The organism is Kaistella jeonii, from assembly GCF_000812865.1.
Classification (GTDB): Bacteria; Bacteroidota; Bacteroidia; order Flavobacteriales; family Weeksellaceae; genus Kaistella; species Kaistella jeonii.
The window spans coordinates 166795-179612 of record NZ_JSYL01000004.1 but is presented as its reverse complement, the minus strand read 5'-3'; the positions used below and the strand labels follow the sequence as shown (position 1 = coordinate 179612).

At 33.3% G+C, this 12818-nt stretch carries 13 protein-coding genes; 3 read left to right on the top strand and 10 right to left on the bottom strand.

Annotation, left to right across the window (positions count from 1 at the left end):
- Positions 1 to 109: 109 nt before the first annotated feature.
- The 5 genes from OA86_RS15325 to OA86_RS08445 all read right to left on the bottom strand — a co-directional run bounded on the left by OA86_RS15325 (position 110) and on the right by OA86_RS08445 (position 4722).
- The gene (locus OA86_RS15325; RefSeq protein WP_074781399.1) at positions 110 to 898 is read right to left on the bottom strand and encodes a GLPGLI family protein; all 789 of its coding nucleotides are present in this window, start codon (positions 896 to 898) and stop codon (positions 110 to 112) included.
- Between the two features lie 164 nt (positions 899 to 1062).
- Entirely contained in the window at positions 1063 to 1542 is a 480-nt protein-coding gene (locus tag OA86_RS08460; RefSeq protein ID WP_039351658.1) for a hypothetical protein, read from the bottom strand.
- A gap of 178 nt (positions 1543 to 1720) precedes the next feature.
- Positions 1721 to 2185, bottom strand: a complete 465-nt coding sequence (locus tag OA86_RS08455) for a DUF2628 domain-containing protein (RefSeq protein WP_039351656.1) — start codon at positions 2183 to 2185, stop codon at positions 1721 to 1723.
- 241 nt (positions 2186 to 2426) lie between these two features.
- Entirely contained in the window at positions 2427 to 3743 is a 1317-nt protein-coding gene (locus tag OA86_RS08450; protein WP_039351654.1) for an ABC transporter permease, read from the bottom strand.
- A gap of 73 nt (positions 3744 to 3816) precedes the next feature.
- Entirely contained in the window at positions 3817 to 4722 is a 906-nt protein-coding gene (locus tag OA86_RS08445; RefSeq protein ID WP_039351652.1) for an ABC transporter ATP-binding protein, read from the bottom strand.
- Positions 4723 to 4979: 257 nt separating this feature from the next.
- On the opposite strand from OA86_RS08445, the gene OA86_RS08440 reads away from it, so the two are divergent.
- Complete coding sequence (locus OA86_RS08440) at positions 4980 to 5636, top strand: outer membrane beta-barrel protein (protein ID WP_052257456.1); 657 nt, start codon at positions 4980 to 4982, stop codon at positions 5634 to 5636.
- 138 nt (positions 5637 to 5774) lie between these two features.
- Here OA86_RS08440 and dusB read toward each other — a convergent pair whose 3' ends face one another.
- The 5 genes from dusB to OA86_RS08415 form a co-directional block, all read right to left on the bottom strand.
- Positions 5775 to 6770 (bottom strand): tRNA dihydrouridine synthase DusB, encoded by a 996-nt coding sequence (gene dusB, locus OA86_RS08435; protein WP_039351650.1) that lies wholly within the window; start codon positions 6768 to 6770, stop codon positions 5775 to 5777.
- Between the two features lie 115 nt (positions 6771 to 6885).
- Positions 6886 to 7089: a hypothetical protein gene (locus OA86_RS08430; protein ID WP_039351648.1), complete on the bottom strand. Its 204-nt coding sequence runs from the start codon at positions 7087 to 7089 to the stop codon at positions 6886 to 6888.
- The gene (locus OA86_RS08425; RefSeq protein WP_039351646.1) at positions 7089 to 7721 is read right to left on the bottom strand and encodes a DUF3575 domain-containing protein; all 633 of its coding nucleotides are present in this window, start codon (positions 7719 to 7721) and stop codon (positions 7089 to 7091) included. Before OA86_RS08425 ends, OA86_RS08430 begins: the two co-directional genes overlap by 1 nt.
- A gap of 10 nt (positions 7722 to 7731) precedes the next feature.
- Positions 7732 to 8904, bottom strand: a complete 1173-nt coding sequence (locus OA86_RS08420; protein ID WP_039351644.1) for a thioredoxin family protein — start codon at positions 8902 to 8904, stop codon at positions 7732 to 7734.
- A 228-nt stretch (positions 8905 to 9132) separates the two neighbouring features.
- A complete protein-coding gene (locus OA86_RS08415) occupies positions 9133 to 10806 on the bottom strand; it encodes a glutamine--tRNA ligase/YqeY domain fusion protein (protein WP_039351642.1) in 1674 nt (557 codons plus the stop codon).
- Positions 10807 to 11111: 305 nt separating this feature from the next.
- Between OA86_RS08415 and OA86_RS15320 the strand changes: the two genes are divergently transcribed.
- On the top strand, positions 11112 to 11714 hold the full coding sequence (locus tag OA86_RS15320) for a hypothetical protein (RefSeq protein ID WP_052257455.1): 603 nt from the start codon (positions 11112 to 11114) through the stop codon (positions 11712 to 11714).
- Positions 11715 to 11720: 6 nt separating this feature from the next.
- Complete coding sequence (locus OA86_RS08405) at positions 11721 to 12548, top strand: sensor histidine kinase (RefSeq protein ID WP_052257454.1); 828 nt, start codon at positions 11721 to 11723, stop codon at positions 12546 to 12548.
- Positions 12549 to 12818: the final 270 nt, after the last annotated feature.

Here is a 12818-nt window from a genome sequence, read left to right as displayed (position 1 = left end):
CGGGATCAAAATACGAAAACTTTCTACTTGCTTAAAACTTAATTAATCTCTAAAATCCTCGATGAAAACTTCAGACCCACTTGTATAAATAACGTGTTAGCAGAAGTTTTTATTTGTAGTTTATTTTGTGATTTAATTCAATTGGATTATTTTCTTGTAAAATATTATTTTGCATTTCTTTATTCTTTATAGAAATATCCACTGTATTACCTTTCGGGTCGGTAAATGTAGCGTTTTTCCACCCTTTTGAATTTATATCAAATGGATCATTAAAATATGATTTTGCAAGTGTTTCATATTTTTTCCAATCAATTTTTAGTGCTTTTGTACGTGCGTCAAAAATATTCCCGCCTTTTTTGACTTCTATCAAATTAAATGAATATTCATTGTTTGAATCTTGAATAGAAACAATCAACCCAGGTAAACCATTGAAAATATATGGACCATCACTGAAAGGTAATTCTGTTGTAAACCAAGCAATCCAGTTTCTTCCTCCATATGTAGTTACTGCTTTTTGAGATTTATATTTTCCAATCATTTTTTGTTCGGAAGTTATTTTCCAATTTAAGATTTCCTCAATTGGAAGAAGATAATCTGTTCCCAAATAATTTATTACTTTTTCAATTCTTTTTTGAGCGAGATTCTTTTTGACATAGAATTTGTTTTCAACACCCATATTATACCTTCCGTTTCCATTATTCAACTTTATTGAATCATTTTTTTTGTCTAGTGAATCTCTAAAAATTGAAATATTATTTTTTAAATCCAAAATCATATTCTCGGAATAGACATCATCTTCTTTTTCTGAATTCAGTTTGTATTTTGTTTCGTAAATAAAATTAAATTTTTGCGAGAAGCAAAAGGTAGAAATTCCAAGAAAAAATATAATAAATTTCATTAGTGAAGATTGTTTGTTTAAAATTTCTGCTAACGGTTGGGTATTTATGCAGGCGGGATAAAAATACAAAAACTTTCTACTTGCTAAAAACTTAATTAATCGCTAAAATCTTCGATGAAAACTTCAGACCCGTTAGTGTAAATACCACGTCAGCAGGATTTTTTTTAGTCGGTAAATTTGAAGTCAGATAATATAATTGAGTCGATAGGATCTTGCCATTGTTCAACAGAAAAAACGTGAGGCGCTTTTTGAACAATTGATGTTTCTACATATTCATTATTTCCTTTTATTCTAATTTTTGCTTTGAAAATAATTGGTTTAGTGAAATTTTGTACTGTCGTTAAAATTACCAATTTTGAACCCATAAAATCTGCTTGCGAAAATTTAAAATCTATATCGTCGGAAACAATTTCTTTTTTTTCAATTTTTTCCAGAGTCGACATCATATCGATTGGGTTTGTAATTTTTGATTCACTAATAATTTTAAAATTTGAAAACTTTCCGTTGTTTTCTTTTACGTTTAGTTTTAATTCAGTGCCTATTGGAATTGTTATTTCATTATTTTTTGCAACTGATTTTTCATTTTGTGCTTGAATTTTAAAACTCAATAATAATGTAAAGAATATATAAAAAGAATATTTCATAATTAATTGATTTGATTACGGGTTTGTTTAAAATTACTTCTAACCGTTTGCGGCTTTGCGATGGTGCGGCTTAAAATGCCAAATCATTCTATTATAAACTAATCTTCGGAAAATGTAAAATCTTTAAACTTGGCGAAATCCCGCACTATTGCAAAACCGCTGTTAGCAGAAGTTTTTTTTAACTCAAGAATATTGAAAGAATAAGTATAACTAGTAAAAATATTATAAAAATATAACTTGTTCCTCCTTTTTTAGCGATATATTCTTTCTGTTTTTCAATTTCAGAATATTTTACTTCAGCATTTTTTAATGTTCTTTTCGCTTTTTTGATATATAAATTATTTCCAACAATTCCTAAAGTCATTAAAAGAATAATTGTAACAGAAAAATTCACAACTTTTGTTTGCTCAATTCCAATAAAATTTGTTAAAACTACATTTTCAAAAATTGTTTCCAAATAATAAAAAATGAAAATGATAAAAAATTCCAGATACATTTTTCTATATAGAAACCAAAAAACACCAAATATTACAGCAGAATAATTAAATCTCCATTTTTTTCCTTGTTCGTAGTATTTTAGTTGTTCATGATAATAAGAATTACTTTTTTGAAAGAAAATTTCGTAAAGTTGTATTTTGTCCATGTACTTATTTAGTGATTTTTCGTTAAATTTTATCTGGTTTCGATTTAATGCGAATGTTTGTTTAAAATTTCAGCTAACTTGCTTATATATCACTCTATGATGTAAATACAACCAAATCTGTAGAGATAGGTATCATTAGTGTGATACTTTATTTAATCGCTAAAATAACAAAAATTCCTTTCAAATCATCGAAAGGAATTTTTATGGGTATTTTTTAAGTAAAGATCCTACCATCAATTAACTAAGACCTGATCCATTTCCAAAGTTCTTTTGCAGTCGCTTTATTTCCGTACATTAAAATTCCAACTCTGTAAATTTTCGCCGCCAGATAGATCATGAGCAGCGTAGAAGCGATTAATAAAAACATCGACAATGCAATTTGCCACGCCGGAACTCCAAACGGAATTCTAGCAATCATCGCAACGGGCGAAGTAAATGGGATCATCGAAAGCCAGAAACCAAGCGGACCTTCCGGATTATTCATGATGGTGAAACTTCCGTACATTCCTAACATCAAAGGAATTATTGCAAACAAAGTAAATTGCTGCGTTTCCGTTTCGTTATCAACTGCAGAACCGATTGCTGCGTACATCGAACTGTAAAAAATATAGCCGAGTAAAAAAAAGACAATAAATACGAAAATAATGAGCGGAAAATTCAAGTCTAAAAGAATGTGGGAAACTTCCGTCGCAGTCTGTTTGAAATCAAATTTCTGCATCATTTCCGCCGACTGTTCACCACCCGGAATCTGTTTCTGCATGGCTGAAAATCCTGTATTCAAAAATAATGCGCCAATGACCGACATGGTGATCCAGATGCTGAACTGGGTTACTGCAACCAAAGTAACGCCCAAGATTTTTCCCATCATTAATTCAAAAGGTTTCACCGAGGAAATGATGATTTCTACAACACGATTGTTTTTTTCTTCCAAAACGCTTCGCATCACACGAACACCATAAATGATTATGAACATGAAAACGGCGTACATGAGAACCATGCTCAAACCCGATTTTACGCCAAAATCCAGATCAGAATCGCCTTTGTTATTATCGACAATATTTTGGGTGTTGAGGTCGAAATTTTTATCCAAATTACTCAATTGATCTTGAGAAATACCGAGTGTTTTTATTTTTTCTTTCTTGATGATTTTTGAGAGATCTGCTACAACACTTGATTTGGTGTCGAACCCAATTTTTTTATTAATGAGCAATTGAGAATTTTTTTCCAGGTTATCGAAATTATTATTTTCCAATTTTGGAATGATCAATAATCCTTCAATTCCGGTCATATCTTTCAAAGTTGCGGTTAGGGCCCGTTCGTTTTCCTGAGGAACAAAAACATATTTGATGGCTTTTGTACTTTTCAAATTTCCTACGAAAAGTCCGCTTTTATCAACTACATTAAAGGTGCTTGAACTTTCATTGGCTTTAAACATGAAGGCAATTAAAAGTCCGAAACCGATCATCAGAATCGGCGCTAAAAGCGTAAGAATGACAAAAGATTTTTTCTTTACCTGCGTGAGATATTCTCTTTTGGTGATGAGAAATATATTTTTCATAAGTTATAGTTGATTGTTGATCACTGATAATTGATAGATGATGTTATTAACTAAACAAGCCATCAATGATCATTTATTGTTGTACGGCGTTGATAAAGACTTCGTTCATGCTCGGGATTTTCTCGTCAAACGATCTTATTTTCCCGATTTTCATGAGTTCATTTAATAGTAAATTCTGGTCGTTATCATTTTTTAGATTAAAGGAAACCAGCTGATTTTCGGTCGAATAATCATTAATTTGAAACTGATTTTTAAAGAGTTCAAATTTCTCCTCATTCACTTCGGCAAGCGTAATTCCAAAAATATTCTTCTTGAATTTTTCGCGAACATCAAATACTTTTCCGTCTAGAACTTTCTTTGCATTGTCGATCAGTGCTACGTAATCGCACATTTCTTCCACGCTTTCCATTCGGTGAGTCGAGAGAATAATGGTCGTTCCGTTATTTTTTAATTTCAGGATCTGGTCTTTAATTAAGTTCGCATTTACCGGATCGAAACCTGAAAAAGGTTCGTCTAAAATCAACAACTTCGGTCGGTGCAAAACGGTGACTACAAACTGAATTTTTTGCGCCATTCCTTTGGAAAGTTCGCTCAGTTTTTTCTTCCACCACTGATCGATCTGTAATTGTTCGAACCAATATTTGGCTTGCGACAGTGCATCGCTTTTACTCATTCCTTTTAGCTCCCCAAAATAAAGGATCTGGTCGCCAACAGACATGTTTTTGTATAAACCACGTTCTTCCGGCATATAACCGATCTGTTTGATGTGTTCGGGATTCAGCTTTTGATTATTGATATAAACTTCGCCAGAATCTGCCTGCGTAATTTGATTGATGATTCGAATGAAAGTCGTTTTTCCGGCGCCATTCGGACCTAATAATCCGTAAATACTGGCTTCAGGAACATCGATAGAGAAATTTTCGAGCGCCAGCTTTTTCCCGGCGTTATAAGTCTTTGTTACATTTTCTGCTTTAAGCATCCAATTAATTTTATAGATTAGTCTTTAAATAACACTGAAAGTTACGGAAATAATGATAAATATTAGAAAACTTCATTTAGGTTTTTCCCAGATTCAGCGGTCTTGATTTTACCCTTTTAAAAATTTAAGATGCTTTCAAATAACAACTCAAATTGATGGAAAGTTTTATAATTGTATTTGAAAATTCTTCCTGCTCGTGCTAACTAATGTTTGTGTACATTTATTGAAATGAATTTCGAATAAAAAATTTGATCTGTATGAAAAAAATATTTTTACTATTTTCAGTTTTATTTTTCACTAATGCTTTTGCTCAGAAAGCAGATCTCATTAATCCAAAAGGAAAATGGTATTTGGGTGCAGAAACGGGCGTCAATATCATCAATGAATATGCTGTAGATCAAAAAGATGTTTCACTTCAAGGAGGAGTTTTGGCAGAATATTACATTGGAAAACAGTGGAGTTTGTCGGCAAGATTAAAATATTTTAAAACTGGACTCGCTTTTTACAGACCAGATACGCACAGTGGAAGTTGGCTTGATCTGGGAAGTGATGAATCTTTTGGCACTTTTCGGGGAGCTGTAATTTCAATGCCGGTCGATATAAAGTGGGAATTTAGATTATATAAAAATCTTCGCGCTAATTTAAAATTGGGAGTTGCTTATAATATTGAAACCAAAAGTGAATATAATTATTCGGAAAATCTAAGTACTGATTATGCAAAGCAATTCGCAAGTTTAAATTCGGGAATAGGATTAAACTACTTCGTTGATGAAAAACTGGCAATTTATGCTGATTACGAATATTATTTATTGGGCGGTTACAAAGGTTCTACCCATTTTATTATTTTAAATGGAGGTTATTATCCACAGAATGCGCTGCTTAATTTTGGTGTAAAATATAATTTTAAAAAGTGATTTTTGAAGAACTAGATCAGTAAATCTCGACTGAGCTTTTCAACCCTATTGATAAATATTTAAAAAGCTTTAAACACTCAAAAACTCAATAACCAAGATTCAAACCTGGCTCTTTTTACTTTTTACATAGCTCTTTTTCTAACTGGAAAATTCAAAATCCTTGTAAAAGGCGTCAGCTTCTGCGATCACAACATCCATTTCCTCCAGAGTAAAGACTTCTAAAAATTTACGTCGGAAATCTTTAAAATGAGGGATCCCACGGAAATAATTGCCGTAATGTTGACGCATTTCGATGAGTCCTAATCTTTCACCTTTCCATTCCATACTCCATTCTGCGTGTTGACGAACAGCTTCTAATCTCTGGGTAAGGGTAGGTTCGGGTAGAATTTCTCCCGTTTTGAAAAAATGTTTGACTTCATTGAAGATCCAGGGATAACCAATTGCGCCGCGACCGATCATAATGCCGTCGCAGTCGTATCTATTTTTGTAATCCCAGGCTTTTTGAGGAGAATCTACATCGCCATTCCCGAAGATCGGAATATTAATTCTGGGATTGTTTTTTACTTTTGAAATGTAGTTCCAGTCCGCTTCACCTTTGTACATTTGAGCGCGGGTTCGGGCGTGAATCGTTAAGGCTTTTACGCCAACATCCTGAAGTCTTTCAGCAACTTCCATGATATTAATGGTTTCTGTATCCCAACCTAAACGGGTTTTTACGGTCACCGGCAGATCGGTAGAATTTACAACGGCTTTTGTAAGGCGGATCATGAGATCAATATCTTTTAAAACTCCAGCACCGGCTCCTTTGCAAACCACTTTTTTTACGGGACATCCAAAATTAATATCAACAATATCCGGGTTTACTGCGGCTACGATCTTGGCAGAAAGCGCCATTGCTTCTTCATCACCACCGAAAATCTGAATTCCAACCGGTCTTTCGTAATCGAAAATATCGAGTTTTTTCATGCTTTTCATCGCATCCCGAATAAGACCTTCTGAAGAAATAAACTCAGAATACATCATGTCTGCACCATGCATTTTGCACAATCTGCGAAATGGCGGATCTGAAACATCTTCCATGGGAGCGAGCAACAAAGGAAATTCTGGCAGTTCGATATTACCGATTTTTATCATGGTGCAAAGGTAATTTTTTTGTGCGAAATGACGAAAAGTGAATTTCAGATAAAATTTTCTATCAAAAAAACAGACTTCAATGAAATCTGTTTTAATATATTTTTAGAAAGAAAATTTAATCAAAATCGTGATGGGTATCATCTTTTGAATTCCGGTGAACAAACCACATTCCGATCGTTAAACCAACAACACCTGCAACAGCTGTCATCAAAGCAGTTTCTATTTTATCGGCATTATTGTTACCGATGTAATTCATTAAAAATAAAATGATGAAAGTGATCATTGCGATCACCAGAAATTTAGTGCTTTTAATATCCATTATCTTAATTTATAAGAAATCATGATTCCTCCTTTGTACGGAAGAAATTCTCCGCTTTTATTCCAGTCGCGTCCGTCGTCATCGTACCGAACATCCAGACCGTGAACATGACCTTTGTAAAAACTTTGTATTGTCCCCGCTCCAAAAAACAGATCCATATTCCATTTTTCGCTAAGTTGAAACTGATATCCGACAATTGCACCAAGCATTATTGCATATCCGTCCTGATAAACATCCGCTCTGTTGTAAATAGGAGATGTCGGTGTATACTGATAAATACCATCTCCCCAATAATTATATTTTTGAATTATAAATCGCGCTGCAGAAAGATTTGCGCCTACATACCAATGTTTGAATGCTTCCTTAAAATAATATCTGCCATCAACACCAATCATGTAAACCTGTGCATCTTTTCCAGCAAATGATTTCCAGGGAGAAATAAAAATTTCACCTTGAATCGTCATTTTTTTATTGAGTTGGTATTCAAGTCCGGCATTCAAAATTCCGACCGGAAGAAAAAGTGCGTTTGCTTTGATGTATAATTTTTTTGGAGCGACAGTAACAGTATCCTGAATTTGACCACTCACGAAAGATGCAAGGGAAATGGATAAGGCCAGAATTAATTTTTTCAAAATAGAATTGTTATTTTAAAGTTTCTAATAGTTTAGTGGCCAAAGTCGCATCTTTTCCCTGTGTTACAGCAAGATTTTTCGCAATTTCGGCATACATTTTTGCATTGTCTTTATTCCCGGTTTCGGCATATAATTTTGCAAGGATGTAGGTGTTTTCAGCAGTTTCACTTTTCATGACCGCTTTTTCTGCCCATTCTTCTGCTTTTTTAAGAGAAATGCGGTTCGAAACATGCTCACTGAAGATCCAGGCTGCTTTGATCAATTCTTCCGTATCAAAACTGTCGGAATTTTTGTAATACTCCAAAGCTGCTTTTTCGTAGCCGGTGTAATTTGAAACAGTGGGGTAGAATAATACTTTCATTCTGTTCAACGCAGTTTCCGCGTCGTCTTTGCCAATTAATGGGATTGCATTTTTGTAGAAATATGCATCATTAATGACACCTGTTTTCTGGTCTAAAGAAGTTTCCAGAATTTTAGAAATTTTAATATTCGCATCAAACTGTTTGTAAATATCTTCTGACATTAACGTAATGATCTCTGCTTTTTTACTTACAAAAACTTTATAATTAGGATCATTCGGAGATTTTAGAAAATAAAGCAACATGCCTAAATCATCTTTGGTTAGCGGATCATTTTTTTTAACTTCGAAATATCTCTCGGACACTTTTTTAGCCAGATCATAATCATTGTCAGCATATAAGCGCATCATGTTCAATAAAAACTCAGGATCCTTTTCTCCTTTTTCGAAAAGTTCTTTGTTAGAGGAAGTCGCATATTTAGGATTGTTGGCTTCTTTAGCAATGGTCAAAAAATCATCTTCGCCCATGTAACCCATATTTTTTAAGACCACTTCACCATCACCATTCAGAAAAAGAAAACTTGGATAGGATCGAATTCCATATTTCATGGCTAATTGTGGACCTTCGCCTTTTTCCATGTCAAATCTTGCATTGATAAAATTGGTATTGTAATAATCTGAAACTGATTTTAGAGGAAAAACATTTTTTTCCATCAGTTTACAAGGACCACACCACGACGCATAAGCATCTATGAAAACAATTTTTTTCTCTGCTTTTGCTTTGGCGAGAATTTCTTTGAAACTTGTTTGCTGAAAGTTGATCCCTTCCTGCGAAAAAATCAAAATAGAAATACATAATATAAGGAGTGAAAATATTTTTTTCATTTTGATTAAAAATTTGATGCGAAGATAAATATAAAAAAATAACAGAACTATTTTTTTGAAGTGGTTGTTTAAATCTTGTTTGAAGTTTAATGAAGTTTCAATACACTTTCGAAGATTAATATTTTCTCAAAACAGAATTTTAAAACTATTGTGATCATTTATTCCTTGCCTTTTAGAAAAGAAAAACTCCGGAAATAATCCGAAGTTTTCAATTATTAGTAAAGGTTTCTAATCAATTTTAAAAGAATCTTTCAATGTAACCGTTCTGTTAAAAACCAGATTTTCCGTGGTAGAATCTCTGTCTTTCGTAAAATAACCAATTCTTTGAAACTGATAAGGATGTCCTATTTCTGCGTTTTTAAGACTCGGTTCTGCAAATCCTTTTACGGTTTTTAAACTCTCTGGATTAATGAATTGCATGAAATCGTTTTCTTTTTCAGCATCTGGTTGTGGCGTGGTAAAAAGTCGGTCGTAAATTCTAATATCCACAGGAATCGCGTGTTTTGCAGAAACCCAGTGCAACGTTCCTTTTACTTTTCGCAAACTTTCTTCTGTTCCGCTTCCTGATTTGCTTTTCTCATCGTAAGTTGCGTAAATGGTTGTGATCTCCCCATTTTCGTCTTTGTCTACGCTTTCTGCTTTGATGATATAGGCTGATTTCAAACGAACTTCCCCACCTAGTTTTAAGCGGAAAAATTTTTTATTGGCTTCTTCCTGAAAGTCTTCTCTTTCGATATAAAGTTCTCTTGAAAAAGGAATTTCCCGAGTTCCGGCATTTTCCTCTTCCGGATTATTTTCGGTTTCTAACCATTCCTCTTCACTTTCCGGATAGTTCGTGATCACCAGTTTTACAGGATCTACAACCGTCATCACTCTTGTTGCAATTTTATTTAGATCTTCGCGCACGAAAAATTCAAGCAACTGAATATCTATTAAATTTTCTCTTTTCGCAACACCCACTCTTTCGATAAAGTTTTTAATTGAAGTTGGCGTAAAACCTAATCTTCGCATTCCGGAAATCGTCGGCATTCTCGGATCATCCCAACCTGTCACTGCATTTTCTGCAACCAGACGCTGTAATTTTCTTTTGGAAGTGATCATGTAAGAAACATTCATTCTTGCGAATTCGCGCTGTTTATTTCTTACCGAATTTTCTTTATAAACCTGATCTAAATACCAATCATAAAGTGGACGGTGATTTTCGAATTCCAGGGAACATAATGAGTGCGAAATTTGTTCAATGTAATCTGATTCTCCGTGTGCCCAATCGTACATTGGATAAATTTTCCACTGATCGCCGGTTCTGTGATGAGGTCTTTTCAAAATTCTGTACATCACCGGATCGCGCATATTCATATTCGGTGATTTCATATCGATTTTTGCACGAAGCGACATCGAACCTTCTTCAAACTCGCCGTTTTTCATTTTCTCAAAAAGTGCTAAACTTTCTACTACAGGGCGGTTTCTAAAAGGCGAATCAACACCTTCTTCGAACGGATTTTTTCTTTGTTCTGAAATTATTTCTGAAGATTGCTCATCTACGTAAGCTTTTCCATCATTGATCATTTGAACTGCCCAATCATATAATTGGTCGAAATAATCAGACGCATACAATTCTTGATCGTATTTGAAACCTAACCAGTCGATATCTGCTTTGATAGAATCTACAAATTCCTGTTCTTCTTTTTCAGGATTCGTATCATCAAAACGAAGATTTACGGGTGCTCCGTATTTTTCGCCCAACCCAAAATTAATGCAGATCGCTTTGGTGTGACCAATATGCAAATAACCATTCGGTTCTGGCGGAAAACGAAAACGCAATTTCTCTTTTGGGAAACCTGCCGAAATATCTTCTTCTATTATATGCTCAATAAAATTGAGGGATTTTTTGTCTTCTTCCATTGTTTTTCTTGTAGTGGGCAAATTTACAGATTATTGAGGAAATGAAAAACTTGCAATCCTAATTTTTTCAAAACGTGGAGATTCAATTACGTATAATTGATGAATTATGGATAATTTCGACTAATTCTTTTCAATTTTAAATGTGATTACTAAAAAATAGTATTAATTTTATCCGATAAGTAAAAATAGACTGGCCTTACTGAAAATATTTTTTTAAACAAATGACATTATTGGAAGTATAGAAACGCCTAATTGTAGTTAAAAATGTAATCTTTAAAAAAAAGAATTTATGAAATTGTAAATTTATGTTTGTTGCTGCCATACCAATTATTTATATTGTCCTTCTTTATCTGTGTTTACTGATTTCTTTTTTTCGCAGAAAAAGAGATGAGTCTTATATTTTTGTATATTTTGTCATTGTAGCAGTTATTGAAACGGTGACCCATTTTTTCACAGTAGAAATAAATCATATTTATACGGCCGGTTCTTTTTTCTACATTGGGTACTTTACTTATTATTATGCAAAACAAATTGAGCAGCGAAGGAAATTGATCTATAGTTTGGGAGTATTGGCTGCTGTTATTAGTGTCATATTTATACTTTTTTCTAAATATTCTTTTTCTGTTGCCCTTGGAGTAACTGTTGCAGTATTTTATATTACACTCGCGCTTTTTTGGCTTTTCGATCAAATACAGAATGTGCAGAAAGTTTACATTTTAAAGAAGCAGGCTTTTTGGGTAAGTACAGCACTGATTTTCTGGAGCATTATCTTTTTATTTAGAATTACGCTCATGCATTGGCTTGAAGCAAATGACTACGCTTTTTTAGTTGTTCTGGATCATATTTTTAAAGTATCAGTCGTCTTAACCTATGTTTTTTTTCTTATTGCAGTTACCCGTAAATATTAAAATCAAATGAGAGCTTTGCCGGTCGAAATTAAATTTTCCATAATTATTGCTATTCTTTTGATGGTAATAATAGTGGTGTTTTTAATTTTTATCATCGTTCTGTATTACCGCCGACAAATGATCTTCAGCAAAGAAGAAAGGTTGAAAGAAATGGAATATCGAACTCAGCTTTTACAGCAGGAAATAGATTACCGAAAAAAAATGCAAAGTGAGCATGACCGCGTTTCCCATGATTTACATGATGATCTTGGATCAGGAATCACAGCTCTAAAACTTCAAACCCAATTTATTAAACAGAAAACGACCGATTCAAAAATAGGCGAAAATATCGATGAGTTGCTACAAACTTGCGATGAATTAAATGTTTCTATGCGCCAGATTCTGTGGAATTTGAAAGTTGGAGATGATAATTTGGAAAATTTCACCCAGCGAATAAGCCATTACGCCCAAAACTTTTTTGCAAAAACAGATATTAAAGTACATATTTTTAAAGAGGAAGTCGGATATGACCAGATATCCGCAGATACGCGGAGAAACTTATATCTGTGCATAAAAGAAGCGCTCAATAATGTTTATAAGCATAGCAATTCCCAGAATGTAGAAGTTCATTTCACTAAAGATGGAAAGACTTTCACGGTTGATATAAAGGATGATGGAGTAGGAATTCTGCCAGATGTAGCTTACGGCGATGGCATTGAAAATATGAAATCCAGATTGGATGCGTTGTGTGGTGATTTCATTTTTGTTCCTTCAGAAAAAGGCCTACATGTAAGATTAAAATTAAATCTGCTACATAATCAAGATAATATCAAAATGACGAAGAGTTTTGATTAAAATATGAAGTTAAGCTCTTCGTACTCCTTCTTAAAATATTGCCATAAATACAGGTTTTTTTATTTGAAAATTTGATCTCTAAATCTTTAATCATAAAATCACCAGGATTATTTTATATTGTGAAAAATAATACTACTTTTGACTCGAATTAATATTATGTTAAATCGACGTTTCTATTTATAGAAATTATTGTACTGTTAAAAAGCTCAAATAGAATCTGATACTTTTATAAAGTAACTGGTTTTCTAAGAGTAATTTAGTTCATTATCT